Annotated in this window: 15 protein-coding genes; 3 read left to right on the top strand and 12 right to left on the bottom strand. The window is 56.9% G+C overall.

The window, feature by feature from the left end; all coding sequences use genetic code 11:
- Positions 1-97: 97 nt before the first annotated feature.
- Complete coding sequence (locus HFD87_RS07115; RefSeq protein WP_167423154.1) at positions 98-1,204, top strand: site-specific integrase; 1,107 nt, start codon at positions 98-100, stop codon at positions 1,202-1,204.
- Positions 1,205-1,222: 18 nt separating this feature from the next.
- On the opposite strand, the gene pagP is transcribed toward HFD87_RS07115, so the two are convergent.
- A complete protein-coding gene (gene pagP, locus HFD87_RS07120; protein WP_033768928.1) occupies positions 1,223-1,792 on the bottom strand; it encodes a lipid IV(A) palmitoyltransferase PagP in 570 nt (189 codons plus the stop codon).
- Positions 1,793-2,236: 444 nt separating this feature from the next.
- Between pagP and fhuE the strand changes: the two genes are divergently transcribed.
- Positions 2,237-4,459: a ferric-rhodotorulic acid/ferric-coprogen receptor FhuE gene (fhuE, locus tag HFD87_RS07125; protein ID WP_167423155.1), complete on the top strand. Its 2,223-nt coding sequence runs from the start codon at positions 2,237-2,239 to the stop codon at positions 4,457-4,459.
- Positions 4,460-4,629: 170 nt separating this feature from the next.
- Positions 4,630-5,040, top strand: a complete 411-nt coding sequence (locus HFD87_RS07130) for a type II toxin-antitoxin system HigA family antitoxin (RefSeq protein WP_167423156.1) — start codon at positions 4,630-4,632, stop codon at positions 5,038-5,040.
- A gap of 114 nt (positions 5,041-5,154) precedes the next feature.
- On the opposite strand, the gene HFD87_RS07135 is transcribed toward HFD87_RS07130, so the two are convergent.
- The 11 genes from HFD87_RS07135 to HFD87_RS07185 form a co-directional block, all read right to left on the bottom strand.
- Complete coding sequence (locus tag HFD87_RS07135; protein WP_010670393.1) at positions 5,155-6,000, bottom strand: VOC family protein; 846 nt, start codon at positions 5,998-6,000, stop codon at positions 5,155-5,157.
- 20 nt (positions 6,001-6,020) lie between these two features.
- On the bottom strand, positions 6,021-7,160 hold the full coding sequence (locus HFD87_RS07140) for an amidohydrolase (protein WP_167423157.1): 1,140 nt from the start codon (positions 7,158-7,160) through the stop codon (positions 6,021-6,023).
- Between the two features lie 2 nt (positions 7,161-7,162).
- Positions 7,163-8,263, bottom strand: coding sequence for an alkylhydroperoxidase domain protein (locus tag HFD87_RS07145; RefSeq protein WP_167423158.1), 1,101 nt, complete (start codon positions 8,261-8,263; stop codon positions 7,163-7,165).
- Positions 8,260-9,267 (bottom strand): putative FMN-dependent luciferase-like monooxygenase, encoded by a 1,008-nt coding sequence (locus HFD87_RS07150; protein WP_062758887.1) that lies wholly within the window; start codon positions 9,265-9,267, stop codon positions 8,260-8,262. The genes HFD87_RS07145 and HFD87_RS07150 overlap by 4 nt, the downstream gene beginning before the upstream one ends.
- Positions 9,264-10,883, bottom strand: a complete 1,620-nt coding sequence (locus HFD87_RS07155; RefSeq protein ID WP_060679216.1) for an ABC transporter ATP-binding protein — start codon at positions 10,881-10,883, stop codon at positions 9,264-9,266. The genes HFD87_RS07150 and HFD87_RS07155 overlap by 4 nt, the downstream gene beginning before the upstream one ends.
- On the bottom strand, positions 10,880-11,731 hold the full coding sequence (locus HFD87_RS07160; protein WP_010670388.1) for an ABC transporter permease: 852 nt from the start codon (positions 11,729-11,731) through the stop codon (positions 10,880-10,882). Before HFD87_RS07160 ends, HFD87_RS07155 begins: the two co-directional genes overlap by 4 nt.
- Positions 11,728-12,669, bottom strand: coding sequence for an ABC transporter permease (locus HFD87_RS07165; protein WP_033773385.1), 942 nt, complete (start codon positions 12,667-12,669; stop codon positions 11,728-11,730). Before HFD87_RS07165 ends, HFD87_RS07160 begins: the two co-directional genes overlap by 4 nt.
- A 12-nt stretch (positions 12,670-12,681) precedes the next feature.
- Entirely contained in the window at positions 12,682-14,316 is a 1,635-nt protein-coding gene (locus HFD87_RS07170; RefSeq protein ID WP_167423159.1) for a TIGR04028 family ABC transporter substrate-binding protein, read from the bottom strand.
- 347 nt (positions 14,317-14,663) lie between these two features.
- Complete coding sequence (gene nudI, locus HFD87_RS07175) at positions 14,664-15,089, bottom strand: nucleoside triphosphatase NudI (protein ID WP_022624355.1); 426 nt, start codon at positions 15,087-15,089, stop codon at positions 14,664-14,666.
- Between the two features lie 318 nt (positions 15,090-15,407).
- On the bottom strand, positions 15,408-16,634 hold the full coding sequence (locus HFD87_RS07180; protein ID WP_167423160.1) for an MFS transporter: 1,227 nt from the start codon (positions 16,632-16,634) through the stop codon (positions 15,408-15,410).
- 77 nt (positions 16,635-16,711) lie between these two features.
- Positions 16,712-19,066, bottom strand: coding sequence for a GNAT family N-acetyltransferase (locus HFD87_RS07185; protein WP_167423161.1), 2,355 nt, complete (start codon positions 19,064-19,066; stop codon positions 16,712-16,714).
- Between the last annotated feature and the right edge of the window lies 1 nt (position 19,067).

Consider the following 19,067-nt stretch of genomic DNA (forward strand, 5'->3'; position numbering starts at 1 on the left):
CAGAACGCGTCTTTATGACTCCAGACTTATTAGGTCTGGAGTCATGGATAAACAATGGATAGAATGGCGCGCTCTGCAGTGACTAACAGGTATAAATGTGACCCCAGATCTGACACAGATCCCTGCGCGTTCAGCCCACGTAGGCCGCCATGTATTGATCTGGCTGGAGCAGGTTAAAAAGGCTTCACTTAGTGAGCTGGATAATTTTGGCGATGAAGGCACGGTGGAGCAGGTGATGAAGGTCTGGGTAAAACTCTCGCTGCTGATCAGCCGGCGCCGCCCGGAGATCGCCATCTCCTCATTGCTGAAACATGTCCTGCCGAACATCGGTTCGCAGCCACTCAAAACGCTGAACCGCTTACGCCTTAACCGGCTCTATAACATTCTGATCGCCGACGGTAAAAAAGAGGAGGCGCGGCGGGTGTTCGCGCTGACCAAACAATTTCTCGCCTGGGCAGAGATGCAGGGCTATCTCGATCATTCACCCATCGCTTCAATGAAAAAGCGTGATGTCGCGGGTCGCGCTACGCCGCCGCGCAGTCGGCAACTTACCGATGCAGAAATCTGGGTGTTCTGGCACGGGCTGGATAACTGGGCACTCTCGGAACAGGCGCGCTGGGCGCTGCGTTTATGCCTGGTCAGCGCCCGGCGGCCGGATGAAATTGTGCAGGCGCAGAAAGCGGAGTTCGATCTGCAATTAGGATTGTGGATGCAGGGTACGCGCAATAAGTCGCAGCGTGAGCATGTGCTGCCCATTTCACCGCTGATGCGTCAGTGCATCGAAGCGTTGTTGCGCGCCGCCGATCCAGCCTCACCCTGGCTGGTGCCCGCGCCACGCGATCCGCAACAGCCGCTGTCAAAAGGCGCGATGAATCAGGCACTTCGCCGGATGATCCGCGCTCCCCGTGGGCTGGGACTGGAGGCGTTTACCCCGCGCGATCTGCGCAGGACTGCGCGTTCAAAACTCTCAGCGCTCGACACGCCTAATGACGTCGCCCGAAAAATCATGAACCATGCGCTGGAAGGCATCGATCGGGTCTATGACACCCATGACTATCTGAGCCAGATGCGCAGCGCCATGAATATCTTTTCGGACGCGGTTGAGCAGATTATTGAATGCGAAAGCTACCATCTGCTGCGTCATCGCTATGATGGCGAAACCCTCACGCTGGACGATCTATCGCTCATGGCGATGTCACGCTAACGCTTATATCGGCAACTGTCAGAAGTGGTAGCGCAGCCAGGCAAAATAGACGTTACCGTTGTTATGGGTGCCGGGAATATAGGTCATCTGGAAATCGAGATCGCCATAGCCGACAGAGGCCAGCGGCAGTAGCGCAGGCACCGGAATATAATCCCAGTTGTGCCGTGCGGTAAAGCCCGCCGTGTAACCCGCACCCCAGTGAAAATTCTGGTCGGCCAGCGGACGCCAGGTTGCCACCCAGCCATAGCCACCAAAGGGTTCCCATTTATTAAAGGAGTCCTTAAACGCCATTAAGTAGATGCCGTTCCAGTTCCCTTTTTCATCGTAGCGGGAGATACCTCCGCCCGCGCCCCAGGGTCTTTCATTATATTTATTGATGTGTTCACGATCGTAAGTGGCACGGTTGTGCCAGGTAATCGCGGGCAGATAAAAGTCGTAACCTTCAGGCTGCTGCCAGGTTGTGGCGACTTTATCACTGAAATTATCCCAGCCCGCACTCACGGTCTCCACAAGTGTGGCGGAGTGGGCTGAAAAAACACTGAAAACGGTGGTCGTTATCAGCGCTTTAAGCATTGAAATTTTGCGCACGTACGAATTCCTGCAATATCTGGTGTTAAATAAGGTGATAAAAGATTTAAGGCAGATATTGTGGCATCAGGAGTGACAACTACAGTTCAATGAACGGCCATTACAGGATTTTATCTTTATCAAAAAATGATGCAGCAGCCCTGCTTCTCTGACAAGTCAGCGGGCGCGCTGACCCCATAAACGCCTCCTTGCCTTTATTACCCTCCAGCCGCCTTTCACGCGCAGACAATTTCCTGAAAAAATTCGTATTGTTTGCTAACAAAATCTTGCAATGATAATCGCAATGCGTATATTTCTCATTTGTTTTAGAAGTTCATCACACCCGCGCGCAGGCGCTCAGGGAAAGGTTTCTGGTTCCTCAAACCATAAGCAGGGCAGCGATGTCCGCAGGAAGCATGGTCGTGACAGTGGCAGCATAAAAACATAAAGATAATTGAGGAATTAATGAACGCTTTCGATCTTCAACACCCCGGGGCGACGGGCACCTCTGCTCTGCAACGTCCATTCCGCTTCTCCTTGCTGGCTGCCATCGTCGCCTCGTCGCTGGCGCATAACGCTGCTCATGCAGCAGAGACCGGCGCACCCGCTGCCAGCGATAACCAGACTATGACGGTCAGCGCGTCAGCCGATGATGCCGTAGCCGCTTCGCCCGCCACTGATTACAGCGTACCGGTTACCCGTGCGGGCACTAAAATGCTGGGCACCGTACGTGATGTCCCGCAGTCAGTCAGCATCGTCAGTAAGCAGCGTATGGCCGATCAGCAACTCCAGTCACTGAATGATGTGCTCGCAAATACCACCGGTATTCGCGGTATCAGTGGTGATATGGATCGCACCAACTACTATGCGCGCGGCTTTATGATCGACAACTACATGGTCGATGGTATCCCTACTGCCTTTGCCGCTCGCTGGAACCTGGGTGATGCGCAGACCGATATGGCGCTCTATGAGCGCGTTGAAGTGGTGCGCGGAGCGACCGGTCTGTTAACCGGACCGGGCAATCCATCAGCTGCCATCAATATGGTGCGCAAACACGCCGACAGCAAAGAGTTCGGCGGCACCGTCTCCGCCAGTTACGGCAGCTGGAATAAGCAGCGTTATGTGGCCGATCTCTCGGCTCCGCTCAGTGACTCAGGCAATGTTCGTGGCCGGCTGATCGCGGGATGGCAGGATAACAACAGCTTCATAGAGCGCTATGGCGCCAAAAAACAGTTCATCTATAGCGTGGTTGACGCTGACCTGACCGACTCTGCCACGCTTTCGGTCGGCTATGAATTCAGCCAGGTCAATACGGATTCCACCATGTGGGGTGGCGCGCCGCGCTGGTACACAGACGGCACGCAGATACATACCCGACGCGGCTACAACACCGCACCTGACTGGGCCTACAACGATAAAGAGAACCGTAAAGTCTTTGTGAACCTGAAACAGGACTTCGATAACGGCTGGAACATCACGCTGAACGGCGCGCACAACGAGATGCGCCTCGACAGTAAGCAGATCTATCTTGATGGCTATTTCGATCGTAACACCGGGGCGGGCGTCTCTTCGTATGCCAACTATCCGGTGGTAGGCGGGACCGGTTACAACACCGGTAAACGTAAAGTGGATGCCGTTGATGCCTTCGCCAGCGGTCCTTATGAATTGCTGGGTCGTCAGCATGAGCTGATGGTCGGCGTCAATTACACCCGCCAGGATAACAAGTACTTCAGTACCTTTGAGAATATCTCATCGGAGTCGCTGGGCAACTACAACGAGTTTAACGGTCAGTATCCGGAATCGGCCTGGACGCCGCGTCTGCCAGCAAGCGATACCCAACTGGTTCGCCAGAAATCGACTTATATGGCGACCCGTCTGTCGCTCGCCGATCCGCTGCACCTGATTATCGGTGCTCGTTACACTAACTGGAACCGTGAAACGCCAGGCGGTGAAATGGAAGAAAATAACACCACCCCTTACGGCGGATTGATTTATGACTTTGCTGAAAACTGGTCGGCTTACGCCAGCTATACCTCGGTGTTCCAGCCACAGGACTATCGCGATGCCAGCGGCGCTTTCCTGTCGCCCGTTATCGGCAAAAACTACGAGGCAGGCCTGAAATCTGACTGGATGGATAGTCGCTTCACCACCTCGATTTCGGTGTTCCGCACCGAGCTGAATAATGTCGGTGAAGCAACCACTCAGACGGTTCAGGGGTCAGGTGATGTCGCGTACATTGGCCGTAAAGGCGTGGTGAGTCGTGGCGTGGAGTTTGAAGTCAACGGCGCATTAACCGACAACTGGCAGATGACCCTGGGCGGCACGCGCTACATTGCGGAAAACCGCGATGGCAGCACCTTTAACCCGCAACTGCCGCAGACCAGCTTTAACCTGTTCAGCAGCTATCGCCTGCCGACGTTGCAGCAGCTGACGCTGGGTGGCGGTGTGAACTGGCAGACACATATCTGGAATGATGTCGGTGGCCCGGAAGGCAATGGCACCTGGCGTGCCCGTCAGGGCAGCTATGCGCTGGTTGATCTCTTCGCCCGTTATCAGGTGAACAAAAATCTGTCGCTGCAGGGCAACCTCAATAACCTGTTCGACAAAGAGTATGACACTAACGTGGCCAGCTCCGTAGTCTACGGCGAACCGCGTAATTTCTCAGTGACCGCCAGCTACACTTTCTGATTTGTGTCGTTGTAAAGCCTGTGAAAAACGCCTCAGTTGAGGCGTTTTTTTATATTAAGATCGGAGAGTTTAATTTTATGGCCTTTGTCTGCTGAAACGATCGGCTGAAAGGCTTCACAGCATGTGCAGAGCGATCAACAGTTGTCCGCGAAATATCGGGAGGTTACCGAATGAATACTGAAGCTATCAGGCTGTCAAATGAGCTCGCTGAAGCGGTACCGCTGCTGGCTGGCAGCAGCCAGCGCGAGGATTATGAAGAAGCACTGGAACTGGTCGAATATCTGATTGAACATGAGCCGGATAATCCGCTGGTTGACCTGCTTTGCGCGCGCATTGCTCACTATGAAGATAAAGATCCGGAGCTGGCCGAATTTAATGCACGTCAAAATGAAATCAGCACAGGCCCCGGCATTCTGCGCGTGCTTATTGAGCAACACAATCTTAGCCTGAGCGACTTCGAAAATGAGATCGGTAAAAAATCGCTGGTTAGCCGAATCCTCAGCGGCGAACGTCAGTTGACTGTGTCGCATATCCGGGCATTATGCGCCCGGTTTGGCCTGTCGCCATCTCTGTTTTTCTGATTTAAGCGTGCTGCGATGGACTATTAAGATTCGATAAGTCTTTATATTTTATCGGTCCGTGCTCTGAAGAAACGCCTCAGTAGAGGCGTTTTTCATCACCTCCTGAATCTGCACTCAGGTAAAACGCAGTGCCAGGTTAAAACCTTCTGCCGACTCCACCACAATCGCCTCGGGCTGCTCCTGAAAGGCAATTTCACCCTTCACCAGCGCGCGTTTCACCAGGTCGAGATCTTCCGTCTCAAAACCCAGCGCGACCATCCGGGCGCTGCCATCATAGTCTTCCGGCAGCGGGCCAAATCGCTGCTGCGCATAGTCTGCCGAAGCAAAACGAACCGTGGCAGCACCCGCGCGCAGGACAAAGGCGCCTTCGGGACAGGCGAGCACCTTAGCGGCCCCAAACAGGCGGCTATAGACCAGCGCTGAAAGCGCCGGATCCTGCGCGACAATCACAAACTCACTGATATTACGCACGCCATTGGGGTGACGCTGCCATGCCGGCTGCCATACCGCTTCGGGCGTCAGATGCTGGCAAAAAAAGCTGCGGCCATTGGGTACCAGCGAAGGGCGAATCCGTACGGTCCGAAAGTGCGCTTCACTCACCGAACCGTCGGGCAGGGTGACCGGACGGTGAAAGGCCGCTGGCGGATCGCCATCCAGATCCTGCCGTTGCAGATGCTGAAACTCACTCTCTGCATCGCTGCTTTTCCACACCAGACCGCTCAATCCCAGCGGCGATTGCCAGAGATCGGCGCGCTGGCTCCCTTTGCCCGTCTCATAGCCCAGCAGTTCCAGGTAGTTCTCACCAAAAATAGCCAGGTGATTACTCGATCCCAGCGAGTGATGACCCCGTTCAGTGAGCTGAAAGCCGAGCCTTCGGAAGCGCGCGCTGGCGCTGTCGAGCTGGTCGGCCACGTTAATCACAGCATGATCAAGAATCGGTTGTGGAACCTGAACTGACATAGCAGCACTCCTTTTTTTCGTCATTGCGCCGCCACAATCTGCAACGCGCGCGGCACCAGCTGCGTGAAGTAGTCCACCGCCGGGCCAATCAACGCTTCATCAGGATCGAAGGCGGCGTGATGCAGACCAAATTCGCTGGCACTGCCGATGCTGACAAATGCCCCCGGCACCTGCTGCAGATAGAAGGCAAAATCTTCTCCGCCCATCTGCGGCGAGTCAGCGTGCTCCGCGAGATAGCCACTCTGTTGGGCAACGTCCAGAGCAACATCCACCCAGCCTGGCGTGTTAATCAGGGCCGGCGGTCCTTCAGTCCACTCCAGTTCGGCGGTCGCACCAAACCCGGCGGCAATACCCTGAATCAGGGATCGCATGCGGTGCGGGATCTGCGCCCGAATTTCGCCGTTGTGGGTGCGCACGGTGCCCTCCAGCTCAACGCTTTGTGGCAGCACGTTCCAGGTATTACCGGCGGTAAAGCGCGTCACGCTCAGCACCACCGTTTCCAGCGAGCTGAACACCCGGCTCGGCAGGGTCTGCAGAGCTGTTACGATATGGCTGGCAATCACAATCGAATCGATGCCCTCCTGCGGTCGTGCGGCATGGGCGCCTTTGCCCTCAATGCGGATAACAAAGCGGTCTACGTTGGCATAAAACGCACCCGCCCGACTACGCAGCGTGCCCAGCGGCAGGTCGGGCGCGTTGTGCAGGCCGAATATCGCCTGAACGCCTTCCAGCGCACCGGCATCAATCAGCTGACGTGCGCCATTAAAGGTCTCTTCAGCGGGCTGAAACAGAATCCGTACCCGGCCTTGCAGCGTGTCTTCCTGCTGTTTCAGCTGCAACGCCACGCCGAGCATCACGGCGCTGTGAACGTCGTGACCACAGGCGTGCATCACGCCCGGCTGCTGTGATCGCCATGGGCGCTCGGTGGTTTCTTCAATCGGTAATGCATCGATATCCGCGCGCAGGGCGATCAGGGGTTCGCCATGACCGATTTCAGCCACGACGCCGGTTTTCAGCCCCAGCGGCAACAGCCGGATTCCGGCCTGCTCCAGCCAGCGGGTAATACGTTCCGTGGTGGCAAATTCATGATTCGAAAGTTCCGGATGCTGATGCAGTTCGCGACGCCACTGCACCAGTTGGTCGGTTAAAGGCAAAGTCATGATTATCCCTGTTGTTCCGGCAGAAAAGGTTCGCCCAGCGTCAGCATTAGGCGATTAGCCCAGGCAAAAAAGGCGGTTGATTGAATCAGATCGAGCAGGGCCAGCGTATCCAGACCCTGTTCACGCAGTGCAGATAGCTGGGACTGTGTCGGCTGGGCAGGGGTCAGCGACAGCGCTGCTGAGAATTCGATGATCGCCTGCCAGCGCGCGGCGTGTCCGTGAGATAACACCGCGCCGGGTGCAACATTCAGCAGCTTCTGTACCGCTTCATCCTGCTTTGAGAGCTGGCTGGCTTTACGCGCATGGACTGATGCGCAGTAAATGCAGCCGTTGACCTTACTTACCACGGTGGCAGCCAGTTCGCGCTCGGCGCGTGGCAGCCCTCCTGCGGTATAAAAAATGCCTTTATCGGTCAGGGTGCGCTGCTCCAGCAACGGCAGATTGCGCGCCAGCAGGCGAAAATAGTCGGAGTCGGTGTGACCGAATTTTGCCAGTGTCGCCTGCTCTTCCTCGCTGAATTCCGACAGCGGTTTTGCCGGCAGCCAGGGCTCCCAGCCGAGTTCCTGTTGCGTAAACGCGGTCAGGGCAGTTTTGCCGCTGGCGGTATGTAAGGCCTCGTGCCAGTGACCGGCGACTACCGGGGCAACCTCACCCGATGCCTCATCGCCCTGTAAGCTGCGCAGACCCGCCAGCAACCGGCTCTGAAAACTGACAAACGCCACCAGCTGTGCCAGTGTGACAATGCCGCGCAGGCTCCAGCCCGCCTGTTTCAAAGCCTCCAGATGCGCGGGAGCAGCAGTAACCGGCTCAAAGGTCAGGCGATGGGCAAAAGCCTGTGCCGCGTTGATCCGAACACTCCCGGCCAGACTCTCCTGTGGCTGGTAGTGCGCCTGCAGGCCGGGTTGTGCATGCCAGCCTGCAACCTGAGCGGCCAGCAGACGGCGCTCCGCCAGCGGAAAATCTTCATCACCCTGGCTAAACAACAGGGTGTAGCTACCCTGAGCATGTTGTGTGGCGGCGTGACGTGTCTGGCGCGCATGGGCCAGTTCGGAATCGGGATCGATATCTGCCAGTGTGGCAATCAAATCGTCAGGTTGATTCATGAAATTCTCCTGTGAGGTTCGCCAGCGGCACGAAGCGCGGGCGCAAGATGTTGGGCAATCAGTTCAATCGAGCGCAGCGTGTCGGCATGCGAAGGCTCAACCGAATGCACCTGAAATGAGATGTCAGTGACGCGCGCCAGTGCGCTGTCCTGCGCCAGCGAGTGCTGCACCTGATCGATGCCGCCAACATGGGCATCAAACTGCGCCAGCAGGTCATCAAAGCGTTCACCGCGTAATTCGCCACGATACTGCGCAGCCTGCTGACGAATTCCCGGTTCAGCTACCTGACGGGCATAGCGGTCAGAATCGGCCACGAATGCGGTACGGGAGGCGAGGATGCGCGGAGTGGTTCCCGCAGGAAGTGCCGCAAGATAGGCATCGATCAGCGGATTCTGCAATGCATCCAGCGGCAGCTCAGGCTGGCCCGCCGGGCGCGGCTGGGTGCGGGACAGCATCAGGCCATGGCCGCCCTGAGCGGCACGGATTGCGCCCTCAACCGAGAAGGTGGCGATCCACACCCGTCCGGCAAGTTGCGGCGCGGCGGGATAGAGATGATTATCAGGATGCCCCAGTGAATCCCCGCGCCAGGCACTGAGCAGCGTATGCAGATGGTCGGCAAAAGCGGCACCGCGCTCGGCAAAGGTCAGACCAAACGGCAAAAAAGAATCCGGCGTGCCACCGGAGCCCAGCCCGATCTCCAGCCGCCCATCTGCCAGCAGATCCAGTACTGCGGCATCTTCAGCCACCCGCAGCGCATTTTCCATTGGCAGGGTGATGATGGCGGTGCCGAGCCGGATGGTGCGGGTCTGCGCGGCGACATGCGCCAGGAAGAGCAGCGGCGACGGCAGACCCCCCTCATCCTGATGAAAATGGTGCTGAGCAATCCACGCATTATCAAATCCGCAGCGTTCGGCATGCTGAATCTGTTCGGTGGCCAGCTGATAGCGCTGTTTCGCCGGCACCTTATCCAGCAGCCGGGTAAAAAATCCGAGACGTCGGCTCATGCTGACTCCTTGTGGGTTAAGGGAATAAGCGGAGGAATGGCAGCCATTAATTCCCGGGTATAAGGATGCTGTGGCGCACTGAAAATCGTGACAACGTCACCTTGCTCTGCGACTTCGCCCGCTTTTAACACCGTGACGCTGTCGGCAATCTGCCGCACCGTCGCCAGGTCGTGCGTGATAAACAGATAGGTCAGACCCAGTTCGGCCTGGAGCTGCTGCAACAGGTCGAGGATTTGCGCCTGCACCGTGACATCCAGCGCCGAGGTCGCCTCATCCAGTACCAGAATCTCCGGCTTGCAGATCAGTGCCCGCGCAAGCGCCACACGCTGCCGCTGTCCGCCGGAAAGTTCGTGAGGATGACGTGACAGAAGAGAGAGCGGCAGCGCCACCCGCGTGGTCATCCCTTCTACGCGCTCACGGCGCTGACTGCGGCTCAGTCGCTCAAAATTACGCAGTGGCTCTTCAATAATTGCATATAGCGTCTGACGCGGATCGAGCGAGGCAAATGGGTTCTGATAGACAAACTGGATCTTCCGCCGCAGCTGACGCAGCGCCTCGCCGCGTAATCCGTTGACCACGATGCCATCCAGCGTCACCTCGCCGCTGTCTGCGGTTTCAAAACCCATAACGATGCGCGCCAGCGTGGTTTTGCCTGAGCCGGATTCGCCTACCAGTGCATGCGTAGTGCCGCGCGCCACCTGAAAGCTGACCTGGTTCAGCGCCTGCAAACGCTGCTGTTTGCCCAGCGAAAAGCTTTTCATCACGCCGGTTGCCCGGATGGCGGGGGCAGAAAAACGGGCGGTTGCAGATTTAACTCTGGCGGGTCGCTGTGGTGCCGCATCATTCAGTAACTGACGGGTATAAGGATGAGCAGGCGCGCTGATAACCTGTTCAGTGCGGCCCGATTCCTGAATCTCGCCGTGACGAAACACGATAATACGATCTGCGCGTTGCGCCGCCAGCGCCAGGTCGTGGGTGACAAACAGCACGGCGGTGCGGGATTCCTGCCGCAGGTTGTCCAGCAGATCGAGAATGCGCTTTTGCACCGTGACATCCAGCGCGCTGGTCGGCTCATCCGCAATAATGATCTCCGGCTGCAGGGCGAGAGCAATGGCGATCAATACCCGCTGCTTCATGCCACCCGACAGCTGATGCGGATACTGCTTAACCCGCTGTTCCGGATGGCTAAGGCCGACGCGATTCAGCAGGTCAATCACCCGCTGCTGGCGCTGCGCTGACGGTAATTTCAGGTGCAGTCGCAGGATCTCTTCCACCTGTTCGCCGACCGTTTTCACCGGGTTCAGGGAATTACCGGGATCCTGCGGTACCAGACTGATGCGCGCACCGCGCAGGGTATCGAAACGCTTTTGCGACCACTGACTGATATCCACGCCGTTGAGCAGGATTTCGCCCCCTTCGCGGCGGCCATTTTCCGCCATCAGACCCATTATCGCCTGTGCGGTGGTGGTTTTACCGGAGCCGGACTCCCCGACCAGCGCCACCATCTCACCGGGCTGCAGCTCGAAGCTGACGTTATGTACCACCGGCTGCCAACGGTTGCCGCTGCGATAGCTTAGCGTGAGATTGTTGACCGCGAGTAACGGCTGAGCGCTCATCGGCGTCCTCCTGAAAGTTGCTGGCTGATGCGGTTGGCTGCGAGCACCACAGCGACCACCACCACACCAGGAAAAGTGGTCAGCCACCAGGCGGTAGCCAGATAATTACGCCCTTCAGCGATTAACAGACCCCATTCCGGCACTGGCGGCGGGGTGCCGTAGCCGAGGAAACTCAGAGTCGACAGCGCCAGAATCGCCTGACCAAATTGCAGGGCGGCATAGGCGATCACCGGCGTCAGCGCATTGGGAAGAATGTGACGCCACAACACGCTGAAAAAGCGGCCGCCGCTGCCGTAAGCCGCTTCGACATACTCACTGTGACGGATGCGCACCACTTCGGCGCGTGCCAGTCGGGCGAAGCTGGCGATGGAGGCAATGCCCACTGCTAATGCGGCATTCAGGGTGCCGAAACCGAGTAAAATCAGCACGCTCAGAGAGAGCAGCAGCGCCGGAATCGCCAGCAGGACATCCACTGCGCGCATCACAATTGATTCAGTTTTGCCACCGATAGCCCCTGCCACCAGACCCAGCGCGGTACCTGCCAGCAGTCCGATCGCCACCGCCATGACGGCGGCGGAGAGTGAATGGGACGCGCCGTAAACGATGCGGGCAAAGAGATCGCGGCCAAGCTGATCGGTGCCGAGCCAGTGTCCGGCCTGCGGAGAGAGTCGCTGTGCACCCGCAACGCCTTCAATCGGGCTGGCCTGGGTAAAGAGGGCCGGGAACAGGGCCGCCAGTACGGCCAGCAGCATGACTGAAACGGCGAGCCACAGGCCCGGCGAGAACTGTAAAGTGCGCCTCTTTGCCGCCACGGGTTGCCGCGCGGCAGCGTAATCAACCAGACTCATGTTGCACCTCGTAACAGCTGTAAGCGCGGGTCAAAGAGCGGCATCAGCAGATCCACCAGCAGGTTGATCACCACAAAACCCAGCGCGGAGATCATCACTACCGCCTGCAATACCGCCACATCCTGATTGTTCACCGCCTGCTGCGTCAGCTGTCCCAGACCGCCCAGGCCAAACACCGTTTCGGTAATCAGCGCACCGGCAATCAGTTCTCCCAGCAGCAGGCCCGCCACGGTGAGCACCGGCAGCATGGCGTTGCGCAGGATGTGCCGCCACAGCACGTAGTGCTCGCTGGCCCCTTTGGCGCGCGCCACCGCCACAAAAGGCCGGGTTGCAACCTCATCGATGCTGCGCAACAGAATCTGAGCCAGCGGCGCAGAGATCGGAACGGCGACCGTAATAATGGGCAGAATCAGTCCCTGCCACGGTGAGGGATTGATTACCGGGATCCAGCGCAGCTGGAATGAGAAGAGCTGAATCAGGGCTATGCCGAGCCAGAAGGTCGGCACTGAGATAAACAGCGCGGGCAGTGACTGCAGCAGATTACGCAGGCCGCGCAGGGCAGGCAGCCGCGACAGTGTCGCCAGCACGAATGCCAGCAGTGTCGCCAGCAAAAAACCGCACAGGGCCAGTCGCAGCGTGCCAGGCAGATTGCTGGTCAGCAGTTCACTGACCGGCACGCCCGCCTGCACCGAATAGCCGAAGTCGCCGTGCAGCATCGCCGCCAGCGTGTGCAGATATTGCTGCCACAGCGGGCTGTCCGCGCCATAGGCCTGACGCATCTCAGCAATCTGCTGCGGACTCAGGCCGAGATCCGGATTCTGAAACTTGATCAGGACCGCATCGCCTGGCAGCACCTGTAGCAGCACAAACGACAGGGTAAACGCGGCCCACAGGACCAATACACCCAGGCCAGCACGTTGCAGCAGATAATGACGCATCCTCACCTCCGGTTACTGTTTTTCCAGCCAGGCGCCATAGAGTGCCGGACGGCCTACCGCTTCAAAACTGACCCCTTTCAGCCAGGGCGCACCGGCATAGACCTGCGGCTCTTCGAAGATCGGAATCACATAGGCCTGATCCAACAGATAACGCTGAACGTCACCGGTCAGCTGTAACCGTTTTGCCGGGTCAACTTCAGCGGAGATGGCGACCAGCAGCTGGTTCAGCTTGTCATCGCGGAAGTTTTTCACTTTGTCGCTGGAGCCGCCTTTCTGCAGCAGGTTGTCGCGGTTAGCCGGGTAGAAGCTGCTTTTGATCACGTCGGGATCGGCGCGGCCGACTTCAGTGACGTTCAGCGGGGTCTTAAGGGGGTCGAGGTTATCCAGCGTTTTGCTGCCGGCATCGCCCGCTTTAACGCTGAGGGCGACGCCCGCCTGGCGCCACTGCTGCGCCACCAGTTGCAGCACCTCTTTGTTTTGCGGCTGCGGCAGTGATTCATAGACGGTTAGCGCCAGTCGCTGGCCAGCTTTTTCACGGATGCCATCGGCACCCGGTTGCCAGCCCGCCTGGTCCAGCAATGCCTTCGCTTTTGCCAGATCAAAAGTGAGTTTGTCCGCCAGATTGACGTAGCCGGCGGCGGTGGTCGCCACGACCGAGGTTGCCTGCGGATAGTTCGGCGAGAAGAGCGTCTCAACCACCTGTTTGGAATTAGTGGCGTGCAGCAGCGCCTGACGCACCCGGATATCGCTGACCAGCGGATTATCCGGACGGAAGCTGAGGCTGTCGTTTACGCCACGGGTCGGCGCGGCATAAACCGGGAAGTTCTGATCTTTAGCCTGCTTCTCGTCGTAGGCCTGCACCTGACGGATCAGGCCTGCCTGGCCCGCCAGCAGTGCACCGATGCGCACGCTGTCTTCCGGCGTCACGATCACTTTTATCGCATCCAGATTGGCCGGACCTTGCTGCTGAATGTTTTTCGGTCCCCACTGATAATCTTTACGCGCTACCAGATCCACCTCCCGACCGAGCTTCTCATCACTAACTACAAACGGGCCGGAGCCGATAATGTGACGGGCATCGCCCAGCTGATCGAAACTGCGCGCCAGGGTACTCAGCGAGACCAGGCCAGAGCCAATGGTGGCGGTGCCCTGTAAAAATCCGGGCGAGGGTTTTTTAAAATAGAATTTCACCGTCAGCGGGTCGATCACTTCGCTGCGTTCATAGTTATTAATCACTTCCGATACCGGCAGGCGCAGCGCTTTATTTCCCAGCCCGTAGGTATCAAAGTTTTTCGCCACCGCGTTCGCATCTAATGGTGTGCCATCGGAAAAAGTCACGCCAGGCCGTAATTTAAAGGTGTATTCGGTTTTGTCGGCGTTGGTGGTCCAGCTTTCCGCAATCCAGGGTTCAATCTGCAGCGTTTCGGGATTCTGCCAGGTTAATTTATCGGTAATCTGATTGAGAATGCCGCCATTAGGGTAAAAGCCGCCGGCAGGGGGATAGAGGTTGGTATGTGCCTGCTGTTCAAGATAAATCAGCGTACCGCCTTTGACCGGTGCAGCCACCGCGTTAAAGGTCAGAGTCCCGGCAAGTAAAGTAAAAACCAGCGTTTGTGCGCGTGGTTTAAGGGGAAATAACGTCTTCATGGTGAATTCCTTTGTTATCAATTGCCTCAGCAGGCGGAATCATCATCGAATGACGCAACACACAGATAAAGTAACGATTTGGTCAAAGCTTATCTGAAAAAAATAAATGCGGGATTGGGTGGTTGATATTAGTCTGAATGGGATGACCTAAGATAAACGTTCAAAGTGTAAATCGGCATCCATTGCCAGAGCAGGGAGCCCATGAATAGAGTGTAAGATGAGGCAGTGTTGAAACACTGGACATGCCAGAAAACGCTGAAGTTTTCCGTTGCATAAGCACTGCCCCGTTTAGCTAAAATCGTACTTAAGTTATCGATAGACTTTTAAGGAGATCCTGCAATGCATATTCAGATAAGTCCTTTTTGGCTAAACGTAATCCGGGTGGCTTCATTCAGATCAATGTTTTTTAAAGCCTCAGGTTCTACCCAGATAATCTCCTGAAACTCTTCATTGAAGGTTATTGTTCGGTTTGCGCTCAGACAATCAAAGATAAGATAGATCATATAAATTTCTTCAGTCATTCCATCAGAATAGGTTTTGATTCTGACATCATCCCGAAACGTCCAGGGTGTGATATTTGTTATCTTGAGCGCCTCGCCTAATTCTTCCCTGATTTCCCGCTTTAATGCTTCTTCGATTGTTTCACCTGGCTCCATTCCGCCGCCTGGCAAAGCCCACTGTCCAGGAAAAACCCCCCTGTCAGATGCCATTTTACATAGCAAATATTTACCCTCATTTTGAATGACCGGGCACACAATGACTCTCTGTCGCATTACTTCTCCTTATTGATGTTAAAAATTCCAGATCTGAAATGGGCGGTTCAGAAGGCCGATAGTTGTTTTGTCGTTTTTCTGGTCATACTTACCGCTCATCAGCTTAGCAAGACAATGTTTCTGACACCGATGTCACGAAAGTGGCATTCCTGTTATAAAAACCAGTAAGCACTCTTAAGAATTCTCAAATCAGAAAGATTATAACCATGTAAATTGTAAGGGTATGGTGCGGCGATCACGCTTTAATGATGCCGTAACCGGATGCTTTATGGTTAGCAGTGCGGGCAAGCACTGTATCGCACTGCTAAATATATTCGATTATTCCGCGCACAATTTCCGCTGGCCTGCACGCAGAAAAGCGCTGACCAGAACCAGCCACAGCAGACCGCAGATCAGGTTCACCACACTGAAGCCGCCGGTGCCGTAACTAAAATAGGCGGTTTTGGCTGCTTCAATGCCCAGCGCAATAATCAGAATACTCACCATGCCGAGCATCGCCGCCACGCTGCCTTTTCCGGCGCTGCTGGAAAAAAGCGTCATGCGATAGAGTCCGGCGCTGACCAGCCCGGCACCGAAGCCGTAGAGGCTAATTCCGGCAGTCAGCCACAGATAGCTTTGCGGATTTAGCACGGTAGCGGTTACTGCGATTGCCAGCCCGCAGACCACCGGCCAGGCACCGAGCCGTAACGGCTGTTCAATGGGCAGACGGCTGGATAAGCGTCCCAGCGTCAGGTTGCCCGCAATCATGGCGGCGAAGACCGGCAGCTGTAACAACGCATAGCCGATGCGGCTGAGTCCCGCATCGTGGATTAATATCACCGGCGACAATGCGACCCATGCGATGCAGGGCACAGTGACCAGTCCGATGGCTAGCGAGCCGCGCATCACCTGACGATCCTTCAGCAATGCCGCGTAACCGCTGATAATCGATCGCAGCGACAGCGGTTTCTGCCGGTCACCTGCGGTTTCGGGCATCGCAAACCACAGACCTGCCAGCGCCAGCGCCGCAATAGCGCCAATCAGCCAGAACAGGGTGCGCCATTCACCCACAGTAAGAAAAGCCGCGCCCGCCAGCGGACCGGCCAGCGGGGCTAGCAGGGCGACGTTGGCCATCAGCGCCATCATTTTGATGCTGAGCGATTCCGTAAACGCCTCCTGCACCGCCGCGTAGCCTACCGCGCCAATAAAACAGAGGCTGACGCCCTGCAGAAAACGCAGCAGGACGAACTGCTCAATGCTTTGCACCCAGTGCGTCGCCACACACGAGAGCATAAAAAAGGCCACGCCGCTGAGCAGCACCGGACGTCGTCCGATGCGGTCAGAGAGGGGGCCAAGCAGCCATTGCAGCATAATGCCACCGGCCAGATAGGCGGTGAGCGAAGTAGAGACCCACTCCGGCCCGACCTTGAATTCCTGAGTCACCAGCAGCATGCCGGGCTGGATCATGTCGTGAGCGATATAGGTGGCGAACTCAAACAACACCAGCGACAGCGGGAAGATCAGATGTCGTCGGGTCAGTTGCGCGACCGGTTCGAAAGAAACCATTACGGATACCTGCGATAAAGCCATTAAAAAAGCGGCCACCAGGGTGACCGCATAATTTCAGCGTGACGGTGTAACGCTTATCGCCAGCGGGCGATCGGGTTATTCAGCGTTCCGGCGAACTTGAGGTTCTCAGCGGGATCGGCGAGGTTTATCATCTGCTGGTTATTCGCCAACTGCAGGCGGTTCAGACAGGAGCGGGTAAACTCCGGCGCGAACATGTCATAGCGCGCGAACTTAGTGGCATGCTCCGGGTGCGCCTGCTGGTAATCCTTCACGCACTGCGCCACCGCCTGCCAGAACTCTTCCTCCGGCAGCGTTCCTGACTGATGCAGAATCGCGCTGATAAAGCGGAAGATGCAGTCAAACACATCGGTGAAGATCGAGAGCAGCTTCAGGTTCTCCGGCACATCCACGGCCAGACGCTGCACGCCTTCCGGCAGCACCGCATCCGGATTCATCACGGCGATCTCTTCGCCGATATCCTTCATGTATGCACTGACCGGCACGTTGTTCTCCAGCAGCATGATGAGGTTTTCACCGTGCGGCATAAACACCAGGTCATGCTGATAGAAGCAGTGCAGCAGCGGGCTGAGATAGCAGGTCAGGTAGCGTTCTATCCACTGCTTCGCGGGCAAACCAGAATCCGCTATCAGCGCTGGCAGCAGTGCCTGCTGATGGTGATCGACGTGCAGGAAAGAGGCCATGGTCATCAGACGCTGGCCGGGCTGCAGGCTGGCCGCAGGATTATCCCGCCACAGCGCTGCGAACATCTTTTTATAGGCTGAGTCGCCTTTGATCGCCTGCTCATAGTAGCGGTTGTGATAGCCGACCGCCGCGACTTCGCGCAGGATGCGGAAATCACAGCGATTCAGCCACGCATCGCCAGCAACCAGTTGTTCCAGCCAGCCGTTTATCGCAGGCGTTGTCGCCATATAGTAGGGGGACAGTCCGCGCATAAAGCCCATGTTCAGCACCGACAGGGCGGTTTTCACGTAGCGCTTCGTGGGCTGGCTGCGGTTAAAGAAGGTGCGGATCGACTGCTGCGCCTGGTAAGCATCGTCTCCGGTGCCGAGATAAACAATATCGTGACTGGCGATGTCCGCCGCAAATACGGTCAGTAGTTTGTTCTGCCACTGCCACGGATGCACCGGCATCAGGATATACTCCTCAACCGCCAGCCCTTTATTCACCAGCTGCGCAGTAAACTGCTCCAGGGTGGTGTCGCCCAGTTCATCACGCATCAACTGCTCATAGCTCAGCTCGCTGAGGCTGGAGAAATGGGCGTTGCGGCGATGAACCGCGACCCAGATGAGGTGAACGGGCGCGGCGGCCTCGGGCGCATACGCCAGATAATCATGAGCATCGAAGCCAATACGCCCGTTGTTGGCAACAAAGCAGGGATGGCCTTCGGTCATCGCCGCTTCCACCGTCTGGAAATCGGCTGAGACCAGCGCCTGGCTGTCAGGATTATTCTTCTGCAGCTTATAAACGCTGCTGCACAGCGTGCTGCTGATCTCTTCCATGTAGGTCGCCAGCAGTGCCTGTGTAATACCGATCTCCCCGTTAAACTCCACGATAAACTTCAACGCATCCAGCGGCAGATCACGACCGTTCTCCTGCTTGCGCAGTGAGCCGGCGTCGATTTCCCAGTGATCCAGCGCCAGCCGCGACGCCCGGAAATGGTAGCTTGCTTCACCGCCTGGCACCGAAAGCTGATAGCTGCCGTCGCCCGACTCCTGTGGCGTAATGATTTTCTCATGCGCGAACTCGGCAATCGCTTTCCGGATCAGCATGCGGTTTGCCTGCGCCCATTGGTCGCCCGTCAGATGTGTACCGTTCATCAGAGAAGAGGGGGTGTTCATAGTCTGCGACTCCTGCAGTAACGCGTGTTGATAATCTGCCAGCTGGCAAAAGGCCAGCCAGGCGGTTTTATGACCCATGTCGATGGTGTGCTGATAGCGGAACCCGGCACGCTTATTCAGCACGTGAATCTTCTCATTGCGCACATCTGGCTCTACCACCACGCGGCGCACCTCGGGGCGGCTGAACATGTAGTCCATCACCAGCGTGAAGACCTGCCAGCTGAAGGCTCTGATCGGCTGGCTGGCGGGGGCAATCAGAATATGCATGCCGTAATCATCGGGTGCGGCAGGATAAAACTTGCCGACCTCATCGTCGCTGGCGCGATAGCACTCAATCAGGCAGACCGGCTGGTCGTTGCAGCAACCAATCAGCGCAGCATGGGGATCGGCTGCAGTCAGCGTCTGATAGAACTCAGCGACCTGATTCAGGCTCTGCTGCTGCATGCCCCAGAAGCGGGCGTAATCGCGGGTGACCCAGCGATGAATCAGCGGCGCATCGCTGGCGAGCATGGGCCTCAGGGTGAACTGGCCTGCGGGGCGGGCGGCGCTGAACAGTGTTTGTGAACTCATC

The organism is Pantoea sp. EKM21T, from assembly GCF_011800405.1.
GTDB lineage: Bacteria > Pseudomonadota > Gammaproteobacteria > Enterobacterales > Enterobacteriaceae > Pantoea > Pantoea agglomerans.